The organism is Natrialba swarupiae (assembly GCF_008245225.1).
GTDB classification, from domain to species: Archaea; Halobacteriota; Halobacteria; order Halobacteriales; family Natrialbaceae; genus Natrarchaeobius; species Natrarchaeobius swarupiae.
On record NZ_VTAW01000005.1, the window covers coordinates 80,965 to 99,964 of the forward strand.

At 64.8% G+C, this 19,000-nt stretch carries 22 protein-coding genes; 8 read left to right on the top strand and 14 right to left on the bottom strand.

Going from position 1 to position 19,000, the window contains the following annotated elements; genetic code table 11:
* Window positions 1–90 precede the first annotated feature (90 nt).
* Complete coding sequence (locus FYC77_RS06010) at window positions 91–678, top strand: cysteine hydrolase family protein (protein WP_149080595.1); 588 nt, start codon at window positions 91–93, stop codon at window positions 676–678.
* An 8-nt stretch (window positions 679–686) separates the two neighbouring features.
* Here FYC77_RS06010 and FYC77_RS06015 read toward each other — a convergent pair whose 3' ends face one another.
* Window positions 687–1,931, bottom strand: coding sequence for a digeranylgeranylglycerophospholipid reductase (locus tag FYC77_RS06015; RefSeq protein WP_149080596.1), 1,245 nt, complete (start codon window positions 1,929–1,931; stop codon window positions 687–689).
* Between the two features lie 315 nt (window positions 1,932–2,246).
* On the opposite strand from FYC77_RS06015, the gene FYC77_RS06020 reads away from it, so the two are divergent.
* On the top strand, window positions 2,247–3,026 hold the full coding sequence (locus FYC77_RS06020; RefSeq protein WP_149080597.1) for a DUF7839 domain-containing protein: 780 nt from the start codon (window positions 2,247–2,249) through the stop codon (window positions 3,024–3,026).
* A 161-nt stretch (window positions 3,027–3,187) separates the two neighbouring features.
* Here the strand turns inward: FYC77_RS06020 and FYC77_RS06025 are convergent, their stop codons facing one another.
* Genes FYC77_RS06025 through FYC77_RS06045 form a run of 5 tightly spaced genes read right to left on the bottom strand, consistent with a single transcriptional unit; the run spans window position 3,188 to window position 5,427 of the window.
* Complete coding sequence (locus tag FYC77_RS06025; protein ID WP_149080598.1) at window positions 3,188–3,958, bottom strand: proteasome assembly chaperone family protein; 771 nt, start codon at window positions 3,956–3,958, stop codon at window positions 3,188–3,190.
* 6 nt (window positions 3,959–3,964) lie between these two features.
* Complete coding sequence (locus tag FYC77_RS06030) at window positions 3,965–4,144, bottom strand: RNA-protein complex protein Nop10 (protein ID WP_149080599.1); 180 nt, start codon at window positions 4,142–4,144, stop codon at window positions 3,965–3,967.
* A 25-nt stretch (window positions 4,145–4,169) separates the two neighbouring features.
* Window positions 4,170–4,970 (bottom strand): translation initiation factor IF-2 subunit alpha, encoded by an 801-nt coding sequence (locus tag FYC77_RS06035; RefSeq protein WP_149080600.1) that lies wholly within the window; start codon window positions 4,968–4,970, stop codon window positions 4,170–4,172.
* On the bottom strand, window positions 4,967–5,140 hold the full coding sequence (locus FYC77_RS06040; protein ID WP_149080601.1) for a 30S ribosomal protein S27e: 174 nt from the start codon (window positions 5,138–5,140) through the stop codon (window positions 4,967–4,969). Before FYC77_RS06040 ends, FYC77_RS06035 begins: the two co-directional genes overlap by 4 nt.
* Window positions 5,141–5,145: 5 nt before the next feature.
* Window positions 5,146–5,427 (bottom strand): 50S ribosomal protein L44e, encoded by a 282-nt coding sequence (locus FYC77_RS06045; RefSeq protein WP_149080602.1) that lies wholly within the window; start codon window positions 5,425–5,427, stop codon window positions 5,146–5,148.
* Window positions 5,428–5,658: 231 nt separating this feature from the next.
* Here FYC77_RS06045 and FYC77_RS06050 point away from each other — a divergent pair, with 231 nt between their 5' ends.
* Window positions 5,659–5,925: an HAH_0734 family protein gene (locus FYC77_RS06050; RefSeq protein ID WP_149080603.1), complete on the top strand. Its 267-nt coding sequence runs from the start codon at window positions 5,659–5,661 to the stop codon at window positions 5,923–5,925.
* Between the two features lie 135 nt (window positions 5,926–6,060).
* On the opposite strand, the gene FYC77_RS06055 is transcribed toward FYC77_RS06050, so the two are convergent.
* The 5 genes from FYC77_RS06055 to pyk all read right to left on the bottom strand — a co-directional run bounded on the left by FYC77_RS06055 (window position 6,061) and on the right by pyk (window position 10,699).
* Window positions 6,061–6,624: a helix-hairpin-helix domain-containing protein gene (locus tag FYC77_RS06055; protein ID WP_149080604.1), complete on the bottom strand. Its 564-nt coding sequence runs from the start codon at window positions 6,622–6,624 to the stop codon at window positions 6,061–6,063.
* 171 nt (window positions 6,625–6,795) lie between these two features.
* On the bottom strand, window positions 6,796–7,599 hold the full coding sequence (locus tag FYC77_RS06060) for a shikimate dehydrogenase (RefSeq protein WP_149080676.1): 804 nt from the start codon (window positions 7,597–7,599) through the stop codon (window positions 6,796–6,798).
* Between the two features lie 103 nt (window positions 7,600–7,702).
* A complete protein-coding gene (locus tag FYC77_RS06065) occupies window positions 7,703–8,416 on the bottom strand; it encodes a hypothetical protein (RefSeq protein ID WP_149080605.1) in 714 nt (237 codons plus the stop codon).
* A gap of 121 nt (window positions 8,417–8,537) precedes the next feature.
* Window positions 8,538–8,900: a DUF7312 domain-containing protein gene (locus tag FYC77_RS06070; RefSeq protein WP_149080606.1), complete on the bottom strand. Its 363-nt coding sequence runs from the start codon at window positions 8,898–8,900 to the stop codon at window positions 8,538–8,540.
* Between the two features lie 50 nt (window positions 8,901–8,950).
* On the bottom strand, window positions 8,951–10,699 hold the full coding sequence (gene pyk / locus FYC77_RS06075) for a pyruvate kinase (RefSeq protein WP_149080607.1): 1,749 nt from the start codon (window positions 10,697–10,699) through the stop codon (window positions 8,951–8,953).
* A gap of 163 nt (window positions 10,700–10,862) precedes the next feature.
* Between pyk and FYC77_RS06080 the strand changes: the two genes are divergently transcribed.
* Both FYC77_RS06080 and FYC77_RS06085 read left to right on the top strand, forming a co-directional pair.
* Window positions 10,863–11,150 carry a GYD domain-containing protein gene (locus FYC77_RS06080; RefSeq protein ID WP_149080608.1) on the top strand — a complete coding sequence of 96 codons (288 nt, stop codon included), beginning with the start codon at window positions 10,863–10,865 and terminating at the stop codon, window positions 11,148–11,150.
* 148 nt (window positions 11,151–11,298) lie between these two features.
* Window positions 11,299–13,659 carry a serine hydrolase domain-containing protein gene (locus FYC77_RS06085; protein WP_238386799.1) on the top strand — a complete coding sequence of 787 codons (2,361 nt, stop codon included), beginning with the start codon at window positions 11,299–11,301 and terminating at the stop codon, window positions 13,657–13,659.
* Between the two features lie 157 nt (window positions 13,660–13,816).
* Here FYC77_RS06085 and FYC77_RS06090 read toward each other — a convergent pair whose 3' ends face one another.
* Entirely contained in the window at window positions 13,817–14,308 is a 492-nt protein-coding gene (locus FYC77_RS06090) for a response regulator (protein ID WP_149080610.1), read from the bottom strand.
* A gap of 226 nt (window positions 14,309–14,534) precedes the next feature.
* On the opposite strand from FYC77_RS06090, the gene FYC77_RS06095 reads away from it, so the two are divergent.
* Together FYC77_RS06095 and FYC77_RS06100 are read left to right on the top strand one after the other, a co-directional pair.
* Window positions 14,535–14,750, top strand: coding sequence for a hypothetical protein (locus FYC77_RS06095; protein ID WP_149080611.1), 216 nt, complete (start codon window positions 14,535–14,537; stop codon window positions 14,748–14,750).
* A 173-nt stretch (window positions 14,751–14,923) separates the two neighbouring features.
* Window positions 14,924–15,496: a rhomboid family intramembrane serine protease gene (locus FYC77_RS06100; protein WP_149080612.1), complete on the top strand. Its 573-nt coding sequence runs from the start codon at window positions 14,924–14,926 to the stop codon at window positions 15,494–15,496.
* A gap of 428 nt (window positions 15,497–15,924) precedes the next feature.
* On the opposite strand, the gene FYC77_RS06105 is transcribed toward FYC77_RS06100, so the two are convergent.
* A complete protein-coding gene (locus FYC77_RS06105) occupies window positions 15,925–17,043 on the bottom strand; it encodes a M20/M25/M40 family metallo-hydrolase (RefSeq protein WP_149080613.1) in 1,119 nt (372 codons plus the stop codon).
* Window positions 17,043–18,278 (bottom strand): diaminopimelate decarboxylase, encoded by a 1,236-nt coding sequence (lysA, locus tag FYC77_RS06110; protein WP_149080614.1) that lies wholly within the window; start codon window positions 18,276–18,278, stop codon window positions 17,043–17,045. Before lysA ends, FYC77_RS06105 begins: the two co-directional genes overlap by 1 nt.
* A 199-nt stretch (window positions 18,279–18,477) precedes the next feature.
* Here lysA and FYC77_RS06115 point away from each other — a divergent pair, with 199 nt between their 5' ends.
* Entirely contained in the window at window positions 18,478–18,936 is a 459-nt protein-coding gene (locus tag FYC77_RS06115; protein WP_149080615.1) for an SHOCT domain-containing protein, read from the top strand.
* The last annotated feature ends 64 nt before the right edge of the window (window positions 18,937–19,000 follow it).

Genomic DNA, 19,000 nt, shown 5'->3' on the forward strand with positions numbered 1-19,000 from the left:
CCCCATTCAACGAGTTCGGCCCGGAGAGTTACGATCGAAAACGGCGCCCAAGGTGGCTCGAGACCCGGCGATTCGCGCCGGTCGATTCTCATGAGCGACGGAGCGTCGGTGTTCGACCCCGAGGCGAATTCGGCGCTCGAGCGTGCCGTGGTGCTCCTGATCGACTTCCAGTCTGGGTTCGACGACGAGTCGTGGGGAGTTCGGAACAATCCCGACGCGGAACGGCGGGCGGCGACGGTGCTCTCGCGGTGGCGCAAGACCGACCGCCCCGTCGTTCACGTCCGACACGACTCGACCGAACCCGACTCGCCGCTTCGGGGTGATCGGCCGGGATTCGCGTTCAAGCCCGACCTCGAGCCCCGCGGTGACGAACCGGTGTTCGTCAAGTCCGTCAACGGGGCGTTCGTCGACACCGACCTCGAGGCGTGGCTCCGAGAACGCGGCCACGAGACGCTCGTGGTGATGGGGTTGACCACCGACCACTGCGTCTCGACGACCGCACGGATGGCCGAGAATCGCGGCTTCGACGTGACCGTCGTCGCGGACGCGACCGCGACGTTCGACCGGCGGTTCGAGGGCGAACAGTTCGACGCCGACGTCGTCCACCGGACCGCACTGGCCCACCTCGAGGGAGAGTTCGCCACGATCACTCGAGCGGCCGAGATCATCGGTCGCTGACACCGAGTTCAGTTCAGGTCGCCGAGCCCGAGCTCCCAGCGGGCGAGCCTGGTGATAAGCGGCAGATCACCGAGTTCGAGCAGTTTCGCGATGGCGATGGGACTGCCACGGTTGGCCTTCGACAGCGTCTCGTCGTCCATCCGGTTTAGATCCCGCATGAACGCGTCGTATCGGTCGTTCTCCGCGAGATAGAGCAGTTTCGTCATCCAGAGCCGGTTTCGCACGTTCGGTGCGACCTCCTGGTGCCAGAGGGTGTCGTACACCTCGAGGTTCTCCGCAGTCGGCTCGAGATCGCCGTGTTTGAGACAGCTGTCGGCTGCGGCGGCGGCCATCCGACCCGACTGCATACACTTGTTGATCCCCTCACCCCAGAGCGGATCGACCGTCGGCACGGTATCGCCGATAGCCATGAACCGATCGGTGTGCATCTGTCCTGGCGGCTGGATGTGTGCCGACCCGCGGTGTTGTTTCCCCTCGAGTCGCTCGGCGTTTCGAAAGCGTGGATCGGTCTCGAGCCAGTGTTCGAGATAGTCGTCGATGGTAAATCCATCACGGGCGTAACGGCTGTGGATGTCGTTCTGGATGTAACAGAGACCGACCTTCGCCGTATCCTCGCCGGTGTGGAAGATCCACGAGTAGCCGCCGGGTGCGATCGCGTGGTCGAGTCGGAGCATCATCGCGTCGTGGAGGTCGGCAAAGCCGGGACGATCGATATCGATGCCTTCGAACTCGTACTCGATGCCGACCGCGTGGTTCTCGCGTTTCAGGTCGACGACGTCGAGTTTCTTCGCGAGGGGGGCCGCCGGTCCCGTCGCGTCGATCACGATCTCGCCGTACACTTCCTCGTCGCCGTTGTATCGGACGCCGACGATCTCGCCGCCCTCGGTGATCGGCGCTGTTACGCGCGCCTCGAAGCGATACTCCGCGCCGTCGTCCTCGCCGTCGGCCACGAGATATCGCTTGAAGTCGGCGAACTCGAGGACGGCACCCGGCTGTTCGCGCACGTAGTGGTCTTTCGGCGACTCGAGGACGACGCTGTCGGTATACTGCATCACCACGTCGTCGGGAATTCCGAAGGAGGCCATCATCGAGGGGAACGTCCCCGCGGTCGATTTGTTGCTCTGGCGGGGGAACCCCTCTTCTGACTCCGTCTCGAGCACGACGACGTCGTAGCCTCTGGCAGCGAGGTCACGCGCACACTGGGCACCGGCCGGACCCGCGCCGGCGATCACCACGTCGTAGCGGTCGTTCATGCTCTCGAGACTGTGTCGAACCCTAATGAGTTTGTTCAGTCGTCGTCGCGCCCCCGTTTTCCGGTAGACGGGGCGTTAGACGCCCTTGAAAGCGAAGATATCGGTTGGCCGGCTCGGTCAGGTGCATGACGTTACGGACGACGGCCACGAGCTTCGTTCTTGGCCATGGATCGAAGATCCGATCGAACGCATACGTGGGGATCCGGTCGATCGAGCCGACCGACCGATCCCGACGATCCGTTTCGAATCGCCTCGAGCCGGCGTTCGGAGGCCACGACCGCGGAACTTTTGCGACGCTGGTGAGAAGGGAGTGGTATGGTCGACGTCCTCGACAACAAGCGAGCCGCGACGCGGTTTCGGATTCTCGTGCAGATCGCCGAGCGCCAGCCCGCCGTCAGCCAGGGCGAGATCGCCGAGGAGGTCGGCGTCACGAGTCAGGCCGTCAGCGAGTATATCCGCGAACTCGTCGACGAGGGCCTCGTCGAGAAGGAGGGGCGATCGCGGTACCGCGTCACCCCGGAAGGAGTCGACTGGCTGTTCCAGACCGCAGACGACGTCCGCCGGTTCGCCGACCACGTCACCGGCGACGTCCTCGACGCGATGAGCGAAGCGGCGTACATCGCCACCGACGACATCGACGAGGGCGAGACCGTCTCCCTGTTCGTCGAGAACGGCCTGCTCCACGCTCGTTCCGGCGACGAGGGGCCGGCGACCGGCGTCGCGACGACCGATGCCGAGGCCGGCACCGACGTCGGCGTCACCAGTTTCGAGGGCGTCATGGACCTCGAGCCGGGTTCGGCCACCGTCCTCCAGGTGCCGGCGGTCCGTACCGGAGGGAGCCGTGCCGTCGACTCGCGGTTCGTCGCAGACCACTGTGAAGACGCGGACCTGATCGTCGCGGCCGGCGTCGAGGCCGTCGTCGCCTGTCGCGAGGCCGGAACCGATCCAGCCGTCCCGTTTGCGGCCGGCGAAATCGCGGCCGAAGGGGCCGAACGCGGTCTCGCGGTGACCGTCGTCGTCACGACCGACGAGGTGGGTCGTGTCACCGACACGCTGCGCGACGCCGACGTCACCTACGAAGTGCTCGAGGGCTGATACCGGACGCCGGACGTTTCGGATCGAATCTTGAGAGTAACAGCTATTGGGTCGCGGCGTCACAGTCGGGCGAATACTCTCGATAGTTGACGACCGCAAGAGCATCGCGCACCAGTCGCGCTCACGTCGTGCGATCGGGGCCGCTATCGCGAAACAGTTCGTTACCCGATGTAGCGCAGGTCGTCGTCCGTCGGCATCTCCATGTTCTGTTGTTGCTGTTCCATCTCTTGGATCTTGCCGATGACGTCCTCCATCTCGCCGGCGCGTTCGTCCAGGGACTCGTAGTCGAGGTCGAACTCGAGGACCGCCTCGAGCACCTCGAGGACCGCGCGAGCGCTTTTCGGGTCGACGAGGTAGCCGCTGGTCTCGCCCATCAGACAGGCCGACTCGAAGCCCCGGCGTTCGCCGAGTCCGAGCAGGAGTCCGGAGACGCCGACGATGCCGCCAGCGGGTTCGTCCTCGCGGAACTCGACGCCGGCCTCCTCGAGCGGATCGAGCAGCGACTCGTCGCTGACCGCGCCGACGACGGCGTACTCGTCGATGAGTTCACCCGTCGGAACGCCGCCGAGTGCGAACGCCTCCGATGCGCCGAACTCCTCGGCGATGTCGAGAAAGGCGGTCGTCAGCACGTAGTGGCCCTCGTTGGTCTGTGCCTGGTTGTCGCCGGTCAACAGGAGCACGTCACGCCCCTCAGGAACGGTGATAGCGTAGATCTCTGCGCAGGTCAGCTCCGAGACGCCGTCCTCGATGGTCACCTGCGGCGGAAACTCCTGTGAGTAGACGCGGCGAACCAGCGTACTCTCCCCTTCGAGTTCCTCGAGTACGTGATCGACCGCAAGCTTTCCGACGTGGCCGACACCCGGCAACCCCTCGACGAGAACGGGGTCGTCCAAGTCGGCCTCGGCGACTGCGTCGATCTCGAGTTCGTCCATACCGTATCAGCGACTGCGACGTTTAAGAGCGCGTCGGTACTCGCCGTACGGATCTTCGGGATCGAACGGGGCCGGGGCGCTGTTTTCCGTTTTGGCGCTACACACCGGACACTCCGACGAAAGACTGTAGACCGGGCGGTCGTGTCGCTCGCGCCAGGCCGAACACACCCGGATATCTGATTTCATTCCTCGAGAGTCGATGTCGAAGGCGTCACTCGTCGTCGGTTCGTCGCTCGCGGTGGAACTCGCCGTCGCCGTCGTGGCCTTCGATGGCGGTGACCGCTCGCTGGGCGCTCTCCTCGAGTTGGGCCTCGGCAGTCTTGTAGTTCGGCGCCTTGACCTTGATGCGGTACTCGGGTGCGCCGACGTAGTTGACCTCGAGGTCGACTTCGTCGGGAATGCCGCCGTTGCCCTCGGCGGCCTCGAGTGCGTCACGAATGCCGTCGACGCCGGTCGGCGACGGGTTCTCGAGGTCGACGTAGCCGGTGACGTTGACGTACGGGACCGAGACGTTTTCGCGGGCGGTCTCGACGATCGATTCGATCTCCTCGTCAGTGAGATCGGTACTCGAGAGCGCCTCCTCGCCGTGGATCGCCGCCTGCTTGAAGCCGTCGTAGAGGCTGCCGTGGGCACCGATCAGTTCGTTCGCGATCGCGGTGTACGCCTCGTCGTCGATCCCCTCGGTGACCGCCAGATCCATCCAGTTGTCGGCCTTCTGCTCGTTTTTCCACTGCTGGATCTTCTCGGAGCGCTGGTGGTCGTTGACGTCTTTGAGCGAGAGATCGATCTGCTCGTGTCCTTCGTCGACGTCTAACACCTTACAGACGACGATCTGGCCCTCTCGGACGTGGTCGCGGACGTTCTTGATCCAGCCGCTTGCGACCTCCGAGATGTGGATCAGCCCACGTTTGTCCTCGTACTCCTCGAGATCGACGAAGACGCCGAAGTCCTCGATCTCGTCGATCTTGCCGACGACGAGGTCGCCGGGATCGGGCCAGCCGGTGAATTTCATCGTGACTCGACTGTTTCTAAGATCTCGTGTTCGATGTTGGCTTTCCCTCCCGTCGGTCGGGCGAGGGTCGTACCGCAGACGGCGCAGGCGACCTCGGTAGAGGCCTTGCCGAAGACGACCTGTTCGTTCTCACAGTCACCGCATCGGACGCTGTAAAAGTTTCCTGCCATTGAAATCACTCCTGGAACTCGAGTCGGCCGGTTCGCCACCCTTCGCGGAGGTGGGCTCTGCCACACTCGCTGCAGCGGTACTTGAGGTCGGTCTTCTTGGTCGGCTTCTCGCCGGCTGGCACCTTCGAGAAGCGACCCGAGTTACCGATCGACGCGGAGTTGCGCTTCGTTCGGCGAGCGTCCCACTTCATTCCCGAGGAGCGGCCGGTTCGGGCCTTCTCGACTTCGTGCTCGTGGTGCTCGTGGCAGTGCGGACAGTACGTATTGAATCTGCGTGGCATCTGCATGGTTATCTCACTTGCGGTGGGCTAAGGTAGGGCTGTTTAAAACCCGTTTGGTTCGTCGCCGTCCGACGATGGTTCGGCTTGGGGGTTGTTAGCATACTGATTGCTGTACGTTATTACCGTCACTCTCGGAGAACGGACTCGAGGGAGACGGTACACAGAGACAGCAATCCGTATCAGTCGCCGCCGGGCGCGGTCGAAGCGTTTAATCCGTCTTCTGTCGAACCGTCCCGTATGAAACAGCTCATCATCCACGGGGATCCCGGCATTCGTTCGGGCGCGATCATCGAGTACGAGGGCGAAGAGGTGGTCTGTTTCGGGATCAATCGAAACGGGGAGTGGAACGGTCCCGAGGAGGTCCAACTGTGGTGTACCGTGGGCGAAGAAGACGAGTACGAAGAGTACGAACGCCGAAACTACATTCCACACTTCCTCGAGGTCGACCACGTCGACGCCGAGGACGTCAGCGTGACTCGAGCGAAAGCCGACCTCGCGGTCTGATACGGGCTGCGATCGACCGCGACCGACGCATTGCGGTCCGTATAACGCGGCCGACAACACCGGGATGCCGATCCGACCGCGACCCGATCTCGTTTCCCGTCCGCCCGGTGGAGGAACTCGAGTCCGCGATCGAGGCTACCGGACTTCGGCCCGGTCGATCCAGCCCTGAAGTCGTTTTTCGGAGATATCTGTTTGCTCGGCCAGTACACCGGCATCGGCATCGGCGAGATCCGCGACCGTCTCGACGCCGGCGTCGGCGAGGCGGTCAGCGTACGCCGGACCGATTCCTTTGATCGAGTCGACCGGCTCGCTCGGCTCGTCGTCCGGTTCCTCGAAGGCGGACTCGTCACCCATCTCCTCGGGCGAGCGCTCCGAAACGTCCTCGGCCGGCGGTTCGTCCACCGTCGTCTCTTCGGTAGGTGTCGCGTCCGTCTCCGCCGGTCCCGTCGCTTCCGCCGGCTCGGCAGCTTCCTCGGGTTCGTCCGGTGGATCCATGACGGAGTCGGTCGAACCGGCGGCCGTCGAGCCGGCGGCGGCCGCCTCCTCGTCCAGCGACGGCGTCTCCGTGGGCGTCCCTCCCACCTCGCCCTCGCTCGAGCGCTCGCGTTCGACCGTTACTCCGACGTCTCGGGCGTCCTGTGACTGCGAACCCGAGTCGTCGATCCCCAACAGCGATTTCAACGTTTGGAGGATTCCCATCGGGAAGAGATACACGTTTGCTTCACTTAAAATCGTCCGATGTGGAACATCGTCGATCCGTCTGCCCGCTACACTCCGGACTCCGACGGATTCTCCCCCGCAGACGACTCGATCGTGAGTGCGACCGGTGGCGGTCGGTCCGGCAGTCGCCGACGTGGCCGACTCGAGAGGCTACAGGCTCGACCGCAACGCCTCGTTCATCGCCTCGACCGGCGCGTCCTCCCCGGTCCACAACTCGAGCGCCTCGACCCCCTGATACAGTAACATCCACGCGCCGTCGACTGTGGTCGCACCCGCAGCCGCGGCGTCGGACAACAGTCGCGTCTCGAGCGGGCGATAGACCGCGTCCATCACCGCGAGATCGCCGTGAAGCGCATCGGCCGGGACGGGCGTCGCGTCCTCCTCCATACCGACGCTCGTCGCGTTGACCAGCACGTCGGCGTCGGCGATCAGCGCCTCGAGTTCGTCGAGGCCGTACCCCGTTGCGTCGGGAACGTCGTCCGCGAGGTCGTGGGCGGTCGAGACGGTCCGGTTGGCGATCGAAACCGTCGCACCCGCGTCGGCCAACCCGAACGAGATCGCCCGGCCAGCGCCGCCTGCGCCGACGACGACGGCGTGTGCACCCTCGAGGGAGACGTCGTGATCCCGTAACGCGCGCAACGCGCCCACTGCATCGGTGTTGTGACCGGTCGGCGCGCCCCGCCCCGAGAAGTCGATCGTGTTGACCGCGCCGATTCGGGCGGCCAACTCGTCGGGTTCGACGATCTCGAGTGCGTCCCGTTTGAACGGAATCGTCACGTTCAGCCCGGTGATTCCGAGCGTGTCGGCACCGTCGATCGCCGCCTCGATGTCGTCGGGAGCGGGTTCGAACGTGACGTACCGCGCGTCGAGTCCGAGTTCGTCGTAGGCTGCCTCGTGCATCGGTGGCGACAGCGAGTGACCGACCGGATTGCCAAGCAGACCGAAGACGTCCATAGCCATCGTCCCGACGTCCGAACGGGACGACTATAATCCGTTTGACTTCGCCGCCGGTCACCAGCACCGGAAACTGGACGAGATCGAACCCGAACTCGAGGAGCTACAGGAGTTGACCGAGAGTTAGACCGGCCGCCTCGAGGGCCGGCCGCCGGTCCTCGTCGTCGGTGAACGCCCACCAGGCGATCCGATCGATCGCGAGGGGCCGATACGTGGAGACGAGCGACAGCCACTCACAGGAGGCGATCGTCAGCCGATCGGTCGCCGTCTCGAGCGGCGAGTGCTCGAGTTCCTCGTCGACGGCCTCGACGAACGCCGTGACCGTCGGGTCGGGTGTCACCGCGTCGACGCCCGCGAGCTGTCGGAGATACTGAAAACTCGAGGGGCCGACGCCGGAGATCGATCCGATCGGATCCTCGTCGTGTCGGTACTGATCGGCCTCGGCCGCCCACCCCCGCAAGGCGGCGAGGTCGTCGTCCTCCGGTCGGCTCGCCAGGACGGCGGCGGCCTCGAGCAAGACGTGACGGTTCCGTCGTGCACCGAACGCCGCCACGAGGTCGTCGTCCTCGAGTGAAAGTGCGGCGATATCGGCGACGGAACTGACGCGCCCGGTCGCGACGAACGCCTCGCGAAACCGGGTGACGGCCGGTTTGATGCCGTCGACGAACCGCTGTCCGGTCGTCGCGGCCGCGGCTTCGGCGACGAGCAAGCGGGTATCGTCGCCGGTCCACCGCTCGAACTCGAGAAACGGCTGGACGAGTTCCTCGACCGGGACGTCGTCGGCGTATCGATCGAGAACCGGCTGGACCGAATTCATTCCTACGGCACAACATATCACACGGCGTGCGTATAGCTGTGTCGACCGAATGGTGTGTCCGGCGACGAAAAAACCGGGGACGTGGTCGACGGTCGGAACCGCGAGGTTCCACGCTCGGAGACTAAACCAAAAGCGAGACGACGCGGACGATTACGACGACCATCGCCACGACCCCCAACAACACGAACAACACGTTCTCGAGGCTCGGATCTCCCGACTCGACCGGGGCCGAACTGGGCTCGGGTTCGTACGGATCGTCGTCCGCTGGCTCCTCGTCGTCCGGTTCGGGATCGCCGGAGAGATCGATCGGGATCCGTTCACGCTCGGCGTCCGATTCGTCCCCGTCGGTCGTCGAACCGTCCCACTCCTCCGAGTCACGGTCCCAGCCGGATTCGGTGTCGGTTCTGGATCCGAAGACGTCCGGCTCGGAATCGGGGCCTCGAGGGCCCGTCTCGTCGTCGACACCGGACGAGTCGTCTGCCATGCCGAGTGCTACTGGCCGGATCGACAAAAATCCGCGGTCGTGCGTCGGCGTTACACTCGATCGCCAGTATCGCCGCCGTAGACGACGCCGCGTTCGGCGTCGAGCGTCACGGTCGCCCCCGACTCGGTCTCCGCGACGTCTGCGCCGCTTATCATCGGAATCCCGATCTCGCGAGCCACGAGCGCCGGATAGCCGGTCATCCCGCGCTGGGCGTTGACGATGCCGCCGATCTTTGTGACGTCGCCGGCGAACTCCTCGTCGAAGTCAGGCGAAAGCGCGAGGATCGCCCCCTCCGGGACGTCCGCGAGGTCGCCGTGGTCGACGTGCTCGAGCGGGCCAGTGACCCGACCCTCGACGACGACCCGGCCGGTCGTCAGCGCCTCCGCGGCGACGTGAACCTTCAGCATGTTCGTCGTGTTCGCCCCCTCGAGTTCGGTCATCATGCCACAGAGGACGACGACGGTGTCGCCGCTCTCTGCGATGCCCGCCTCGAGTGCCGACTGGACGGCCTTCTCCACGACGGCGTCGGCTCCCTGGTCGGAGACGCGGGCGTAAAGCGGCGTCACGCCCCACGAGAGCGCGAGCCGACGGCGGATCTCGTGGCGTTGCGTCGAGGCGACGACGGGGACGCCGGGTCGGTACTTCGCCGTCTTCAACGCCGTGTAGCCGGACTCGGTCGCCGCGACGACGGCGTCGGCACCGATGTCCCGCGCGAGAAATCGCGCCGACCGGGCCAGGGCGTCCGTCCGCGCCTCACCGGCCGAGGGAACCCGTTGCTCGAGTAACTCGGCGTACTCCGTGGAGTTCTCGACTTCGGTGACGATGCTGTCCATCGCGTCGACGACGGCCACGGGGTGGTCGCCGATCGCGGTCTCGGCCGAGAGCATGACCGCGTCGGTGCCGTCGAGGACGGCGTTTGCGACGTCGGATGCCTCCGCGCGCGTCGGCCGGCGGGCGTGGACCATCGAGTCCAGCATCTCCGTCGCCGTGATGACCGGCAGTCCCTCGTTTCGGGATTTTCGGATGATCCGCTTTTGGATCATCGGCACGTCTTCCATCGGACACTCGACGCCCAGATCGCCACGGGCGACCATGATCCCGTAGGAGGCCTCGATGATCTCGTCTAAGTTCTCGACTGCGCCGGCGCGTTCGATCTTCGAGATGATCGGAATCTCGACGCCCAGCTCCTCTAACACCTCGCTGACCTCGTAGACGTCCTCGGCGTCGCGGACGAAACTCGCGGCGACGAAGTCGACCTCTTTCTCGGCGGCCAACTCGAGATCGGCTCGATCCTTCTCGGTGACGATATCGAGGTCGAGATCGACGCCCGGAACGTTGACCCCTTTTCGGCCGCCGAGCTCGCCGCCGGTGTCGACGTGAGCCCTGACGACGTCGCCGTCCTGTTCGACGACGGTCGTCTCGATCAACCCGTCGTCGAGCAAGATGCTGTCGCCTGCTTCGACCGGATCGATCGGCAACGAGAGCCCGACGGTCTCCGACGTACTCGTCTCACCCTCGACGAATTGGATCTCGGTGCCGGTCTCGAGCGTGACCGTCTCACCCTCTGGAAGGGGTGCCGTCCGGATCTCGGGCCCCTGCATGTCGAGCATGACCGCGACGGGCTCTTCCCGACTCTCGTCGACGGCTCTCACCCGGTCGACGAGGTCGGCTCGATCCTCGGGGCTGCCGTGGCTCGCGTTGAGGCGTGCGACGGACATGCCGGCGTCGGCGAGTTCCTCGATCGTCCGGCGATCGTTCGACGCCGGACCCAGAGTACAGACGATCTTCGCGTTTCTCATGGCTCGAGGTAGCGCGAGCACGGCCAAAAAGATGTGTGACTTACTCGATATCGAATACATCTTTTCGACGACCGTCGCCGTCGTCCGATCGCGATGGTCGCCTATCCCAGTCCATTCCCGTGCCACGCCAACCGTTTTCCGTCCATCCGTTGTGGCTGACGCCATGCCGACGTACGCGTCACTGATCGAACTCGAGGACCGCGACGTCCAGAACGCCCAGGAACTCGCGTCGATCTGGGGCGAGATACAAACGGAGTTCGACCAGCACAACGCCTCGCTCGAGGACTCCTACGCGATCCTCGGCGAGCACGACTTCCTCATCGTCTTCGAGGCCGACGACCGCGAGGCGGCGTTCAAGTCCGCCCTGACCTTGCGTCGACACGGTCTCTCCGGGCAGACGATGGAGCTCGTCGACACCGACGCCTTCTCACAGTTAGTCGACGAGATCTGATCGGTCGTCGCGTCGTCGACGAACGGCGGCGTCTAGAACCGTCGGTCGGTGACGACCGTTAGGAGGAAACTATTGCTCCAAATACATATGCGCCTCCCTCAAGAAGTGAGACGTACGATCGATGTCGGACAGACCATCGCGCAGACGTGTGCTCGCGGGATCGGCCCTCCTCGGAACGACGGCACTCGCCGGTCGCCTTCCCCGCGAGGCGGCCGCCACTGCCGCAGAGTCGCCGAACGCGGAACGGACGGCCCCCGGACCCGAATCCCAGGGGGCGACGGAGACGCCCCCCGCCAGTCGAATCGCCAGACAGCCACCTCAGGACCTCGACCTCGAGGGCCTCGAGTCGTTCGTCGACGAGCGGATGGACGACCTGCTCGAGACCCACGATGTCGTCGGCGCGTCGGTTGCCGTCGTCCACGACGGCACCGTCGAGCACCTGGGAGGGTACGGCGAGGCCGACGCCGAGGACGGCACCCCCGTCGACCCCGAGGAGACTGGCTTTCGGATCGCGTCCGTCTCCAAGCCGATCGTCTGGACTGCCCTGATGCAACTGATCGAAGACGGCGAGATCGACCCCGACGAAGACATTCGAAGCTCCCTCGAGTCGGTCTCGATCCCCGAGACGTACGACGAGCCGATCACGGCTGCCCACCTCGCGACCCACACGGCTGGCTTCGAGGAGCGAGCCCGGGGCACCTGGGTCGTCGACCCCGACGACGTGCGGCCGCTGCCCGACGTGCTGGCGAAGGAACAGCCAGCGCGAGTCCGGCCGCCGGGCGAGGTCGCCTCCTACTCGAACTACGGAACCTCCCTCGCGGGCCAGCTCGTCGCGGACGTCGCCGGCACCAGCTTCGCGGAGTACGCCGAAGCGAACGTCTTCGATCCCCTCGAGATGACGTCGACGACGTTCGACCAGCCCGTCCCCGAGGGGTTCGACGCGACCGTGGCGACCGGATACACGGCGTTCGCGGGAACGACCCAGTCCGTTCCAGACCTTCTCCTCGAGATCAGTCCCGCCGGCGCTGCCACGTCGACCGCCGCCGATATGGCGCAGTTCCTCCGCGCACACCTCGAGGGCGGCGCGATCGGCGGTGGCAACACCGGCGATACCGGGAACGGCGCGCCCGAGGAGTCGGACGGGTCGGACGCCGAGAGACGGATACTCGCGCCCGAGTCAGTCGACGCGATGCACGAGCGGTGGTTCTCTCACCACGAGGCGGTCGACGGCGTCGGGTTCGGGCTGATCGAGGGCGAGCGAAACGGCGTCCGGACGCTCGAACACGACGGCGCGATCCCCGGCTCGTTCACCAGCTTCCTCGTGGTGGTCCCCGCGTACGATCTCGGACTGTTCGTCGCGACGAACACGAACACGGGCGCGCTCGCGACCGGTGACTTTCTCGATTCGTTCTTCGAGGAGTACGCCTCTACGACCGAGGTCGAACCGGGAGACGGCGGCGAACCCGAAGCGGACGAGGGCGCACTCGAGGGGAACGGTGACACGCTCGAGCCGGACGGAAGCCCCGAGCGTGCCGCCAAACTCGAGGGCACCTACCGGGCCGTTCGAGTGGCGGAGACCTCCCACGCACGGCTCTCGACGACGATCCAGGCCGAGTCGGTCGACGTCTCCGTCGACGAGGACGGCTATCTCGTCACCGACTTCGGCGGTTCGGACCGCTGGGTCGAACGTGAACCCCTCGTCTTCGAGGCGGTCGACGGCGTGGACACGCTCGCGTTTCGCGAGGGAAACGGCGGGATCCGATATCTCTGTCTGGGCTTTCACGCCTTCGAGCGGGTCTCCCGTCTCGACTCGCTCGTCACTCACGGCGGCCTCGCGGCGGTCACGACCCTCGGGATGCTCTCGGGCGTCGCGGCCTGGCCGCTCTCCTGGGCGAAACGTCGATTCGTCGACCGCGAGTCGCCAGCCGGTGTCGACGAAAGCACGGACGAGAGGGGGCACGAACGAGAGACGCGAGGCGCAGTCGACGACGACTTCGACTCGAGCGATGGTGCGCAGGCGGCCGAGGCTACCTCCGGTGTGTCGGTGGCGGCCGGCGGTAGCGGAGGTGACTTGGTCGAGGGTGGGGATGGCGGAGATAACTCGGACGAGAATGGTGATGGCGGTGACGTCCCAGCCGACAACGCGACGGACGAATCGACCGTCGACTGGCGCTCGCGGGTGACGCCCTCGCCGGAAGCCCGCCCGCGGTGGATCGCCGGTGGGGCCATCGCCTGCCTGTTCGGGTTCGTCTTCGGGGTCGTCGTGCTGGCGTTTTTCGTCTACCCGTACACGCTGTTCAGCAGGCCACCGCTCGTCTACGAACTCCTCTCGGTGTTACCGATCCTAGGCGCGGCCGGGACGGTGGTCGCCGCGGGATACGCCGTCCTCGCCTGGCGTGAGGGGGACTGGGGGGACCTCTCGAGGATCCACTACGCGGTCGTGGTCGCCAGCATGGCCGGCTTCTGCTGGCTGCTCTGGTACTGGAACTTCCTCCGGATTCCGTTCTGACCGCGCTTTCCCGGCAGCGTATCGTACACCGGGTCGTCGTCGACTTCGAGTGATCGATCCTATCGTAATCGTTGAAACGATTTACTCACCGCTCGCACTCGAGTGGCCAACACCGGCCGTGCTGGCCGCTGATTGGCGAGTGGGAGTACAATGACTGTCAACGATCACTATACCGTTCGGTCCCGGTGTCAACAGGAGGGAGTCGAGCCGCCGACAGCCAGAACGCCTCGAACGCTCGAATGATCTCCTCGAGTTCCTCGGGGTCTGTGGGTTTCGTGAGACATGCGTTCGCGTTCTGTTCGTAGATGGTGCGGACTTCTCGTTCGGACACCGTCCCGGTCGTTACGATAACGGGGATGTGATCGGTAGCCGGATCGCTATTCAGTTCCGCTAACACCGTTTCACCGGTGACGCCTGGAAGGTGCCAGTCGAGGATGACGAGGCCAGTCGGCGGCGCGTCAGTGTACTCGCCACGTTGATGGACGAAATCGAGCGCATCCGATCCGGTCGTAACGATAGCGAGCACGTCCGCGAGTCCCCGGTCCTCGCTCACCTCTTCGACGAGACGCGCGTCACCCGGGTTATCTTCGACGAGCAGGATGCTAGAGGGCGAACTCGCGTTCGTATCCTGGTCGTCTCGGGACGACATTACAGTCAAACACATCATTCCTCCCCGTATAAATCTACCATACGTAATATTTCATAAACTGAGAGGGAATTGTCAGATGAGAGTTGAAACGACTACCACTCGTTCTCGTTCGACCTGCACCGACCGATCACGATTCTCGGAGCGGGCCAACCCACGTGCAACAGTCGTCTCTCGAGGTGCCACCCCCGGCGAATCCACGCCTGAACGAGCGAAGCGACGTGAAGGCGTGGACTCGCCAAACATCGCAACCGCTTCGCGTTTGCTCAATCCCGGCGAGTCCATCATTCTGCGACGCGAGCAAATTCGCGAGCGTCGCAAACTGTCTTCGTACGACATCACGTTCCCGAAAGACGACCTCCGTGGTGAGGAGCCACTCGAGAGAAACGGCGAGTTCAGAGACGAGCACCATCGTTACATCTGTCACGTCGAGAACAGTGAATAGACGCTCGAGGATCCGCTGGGAGAGATCAATCGGGACGGTCGCGACGGGGTCAATTTCCCACCAGCATAATTCAAATTCAAAACATATTTGGTGCGTTGAGAACAAACCGTTCGAAACGCTTAGCAATCGTGCAATCGATAGATCTTCGTCGAGCGTCCCGCGTTGTGGGGAGGATGGCTCTTCCGTACGTTCCGGTGGTGGCGTTTGCAGTCGTCGCCGTGAGTGGACTCTTCGAGTATACCGATACCAGGGCGATCCACCTGTTCGGAGCCACGGAGGGGCTGTGGGTCGTACTCAATCCGTTCTACTACGTTACGAACATGTTTCTCCATCTGGACTGGTCGCACTTCCGTACCAATATGCTTCTGTGGATGCCGTTTGCGATTCTCCTGACGTGGATGACGAGCAACAGGCACGTGTTGGGACTCGTCGTGGGGACCAACGTGTTGACGAGCCTAGTGCTCGCTATCGGTGGGATGGCCGTCTGGGGTCTAAGCGGTGCGGTCTTCGCCGTCGTTGCGGCGACTCTCGTTCGAGCAACGGGGTACGCGATGCGAGGTGTCTCGAGGGACACCCTCATCGCCACACTCGTTGGGGTACTGTTTCCGACGACGTTCGCGCTTCTCGCCATCATGGTTCTGGCCGGCAGACAAACCCATATCTCCCACGTCGGACACCTCCTCGGGTTCGCATTCGCGGGTGTGATCGAGTCGGTGTTTGTCGTTGCCAGTCGACAGAATCGGTGACCTGACGAGGCAGTCGACTCGAGTCGGTGTCGACACCAATACTTCCGACCGACCGCCGTCCAGAGCTTCGTACAGTGTCACCCGGGATTCGTTCCGTTTTCGAGCGGAAAGCCACCGTCTCGAGACGGACGGCGGATGGCCGTCACCGGTCGGTTTATCTTCGGTGTTGCCGGACGTCGATCAAGTCGTATATCGTCACACTGTGGGCGATATTTACAACGGGCTCGTCGATTCGGGGTTCGCCGTCGAACGAATGCGTGAACTCGGAACGTCGGACCCCGAAGACTACGAGCCAGGGCCGTGGGGTGAGTTCACGCCGAAGTTGATGAGCAAGCCTCCAGCAGTGTTGATTTTCGAGACGCGAAAAGAGTGCCCACACTCCGGCGATTCGAACGTCGAGACGAAACACGCTCGGCGCGTTTGCCGAATCAGGCGAGCAGTTCCGAAACTGCTTCCTCGAGCGCGTCGGCCGCGGCCTCGACCTCCGACAGGCGGACGTACTCGCGCTCGGCGTGAGCGACAGCACCCTCCTCGTCGGCCAATACGCCGGGTCCGAAGACGACCGTCGGTGCGTCGGCGGCGAAGAAGCCTGCCTCGGTCGCCGCGCCGAACGGGCGGACCTCGCCGCCGCTTGCCGCCTGCAACGTCCGCACCAGCCGCTCGTCCCCGTCGGTGACGAATGCCGTCGGGAACGGCGTGTCCGGGCGGATGAGGTCCACGCTCACCGACAGCGGGTCGGGAACGTGCTCTTCGAGGTATCCGTCGAAATCGGCCCGGAATGACTCGCTCGTCTCCGGGGGGACGCTTCGCCGGTCGAACGTGAGTTGACAGGACTCGGGAACGCGGTTGGGCGCCTCACCGCCGGCAAGCGCCGTCGCCGTCAGCTTGGGTTCCCCGAGAACCGGATCCTCGCCAGGTCCCGCCTCCTCGTCGTACGTATGAAGTGCCGCGAGAACGTGCTCGAGGCCGAACACCGAATTGCGGTCGGCCGACACACTCGCGGCGTGGCCGCTCTCACCCTCGATCGTGATCGTTCCTTCACACTGGCCACGGGCGGCGATGCAGACGTCGAGGCCGGTCGGCTCGCCGACGACGTAGCCATCCGCCTCGAGTTCCTCTTCCAACCCGGCCGCGCCGGTCATCAGCGTCTCCTCGTCGGGGGTGATCGCGAGCGTCAGTTTGCCGGCCGTCGGTTCGACGCGCAGAAAGGCGGCGAGCAACGCCGCGAGCGGTCCCTTCGCGTCGCAGGCGCCGCGACCACGGACGACGTCTCCGGCGTCTGAATCCTCGCCGTCCGACCCGCCGCCGCCGGAGCGCTCGTAGGGGACGTGCGGCGCAACGGTATCGATGTGGGTGTTCAGGACGACGTGCGGGCCGTCGGCAGCTTCGTCCCCTCGAGTCGCCAGGACGTTCCCGAGGTCGTCGACTGTGGGGGCTGTACCGGCGTCGCGAAGCGTCTCGCACAGCAACTCGCGCATTTCGGAGACGTCCTCGTGGGAGGGCGTCCGGACGGCGTCGGCGTGGAAGCTCTGGATATCGAACGTCATTACTGCTCGAGTCGCGTCACGTCCTCGAGCGTCTCACGCCGACGAGCGACGCGGGCCTCGCCGTCCTCGAGTGCGACCTCCGCGGGCTTGGGCTGGGAGTGAAACTGGTTCGCGAGTTCGTAGCCGTAGGAGCCGGCGTTGCCGATGGCGAGAACGTCGCCGCGCTCGGGGCGGGCGATCGGGCGGTCGTGGGCGAAGACGTCGGCGCTGGTACAGACCGGACCGCCGACGGTCGCCTCGAGTGTGTCGCGACCGGGCGCGCTGACGTTCAGCATGGGGTGATAGGAGCCGAACATCGCGGGCCGGATCAGCGTCGAGAGGCTGGCATCGACGCCGACGACGGTGGTGTCGGGGGCCTCCTTGATCGTGTTTACGGTCGTCAGGATGAGCCCCGCGTCGGCGACGACGTAGCGGCCGGGCTCGAGTTTCAGCTGCGCGTCGAGCTCCCCCACAGCGTCGCGGACCATGTCCGCGGTTTTCTCGAGGTTCAGCGGGTCGTCGTCCTCGCGATAGGGAACGCCGTAGCCGCCGCCGACGTCGACGAATTCTAGTTCGTCGTCACCGACGCGGCGGGCCATCTCGCCGACGCGTTCGATCGCCCGGCAGTGATCCTCGAGCCCCTCCGTGAGGACGCCGCTGCCGGCGTGGGCGTGGAGTCCGACGAGGTCGAACCCCTCGCGCACGCGGTCCGCCACCTCGGGGACGCGCTCGTAGGGGATGCCGAACTTCGCGTCGGCACCGGTCGCGACCTTCTCGTGGTGTCCCGTCCCGATGCCGGGATTGATGCGGATGGCGATCCGCCCGTCGTAGCCACGTTCGGCCAGCCGCTCGAGCGTGTCGAGCGCGCCGATGGTGATCGTCAATCCGGGGTTCTCCGCGGCGAGGTCAGCGGCGTAATCCAGGTCGTGATCCGGCGGATTGACCGCGGTGTACTGCAGTTCGTTGGGATCCGCGCCGGCGTCGATCGATCGCTGCAGTTCCCCCCAGGCTGCACACTCGATCGTCCCGCCGGCCTCGATGACCGCCTCGAGCACCGCTTTCCCGGTATGGGCCTTCGCGGCGTACATCACGTGGGCGTCGGGGAACGCCTCGGAGAAGCGGGTGTAGTTCGCCTTCACGCGATCGCAATCCATCACGTACAGCGGCGTGTCGTACTCGTCTGCGAGTGTCTCGAGTCGCTCGAGGTCCCAGTCGTCGAGCCGGCGGACGGCCGGCGAATCCGCGAGGTCGGTCATTACCCACTGGAAGTGACCGCGAGGATTCAAGGGTTTGGGTTCAGGGTCGTCGCGGTCGGCCGCTCGATCGACCCACCTGCTGTTTCGGCCCATCTGCTGTTGAACGCCGTTCCACGTCCGAGGACCGTGCCACCCTGCTCTGGCAGAGTGAATACTACAAGGCAATAGACTTTTTTCTGTACCGACATCATCTCGAGGAGTGACACAGCCGCTCACCTCAGTCGTCAGCAGCGTCGTCAGCATGCTGACCGTCGGACTCGCGATGGGGTTGCTGTTTCTCGGATGGTCGAACTTCTGGATCGTGTTCGTGGTCGGATTCGCCTTCGTCCTCCCGGCGGCTGTCCAGCTTGCTCAGTGGTACGAGGGCGAAGCCTCGGGTGTGACAGCCGATTTACAACCATCGCAATCGTCTCCCAGCAGTGAACAGCACCGACAACAGCAACGAGAGCAACGGCAACAACAACAGCAACGACAGCAACAGCAGGCACTCGAGACCCTCCGAGAACGATACGCCAGCGGCGAAATCGACGAACCCGAGTTCGAGCGCCGCGTCACGCATCTCCTCGAGACCGAATCAATCGACGATGCGGAGACGTTCTACCAGAACGCCGACGAGACGGCCGCCGAGAGGGAGCCGGAACTCGAGCGGGACGACTGAAAGGGACGTTGTACCTCCCTCTGGGTTCAACCGAGAATGGTCGCGGTTACACTGGACTATCTGT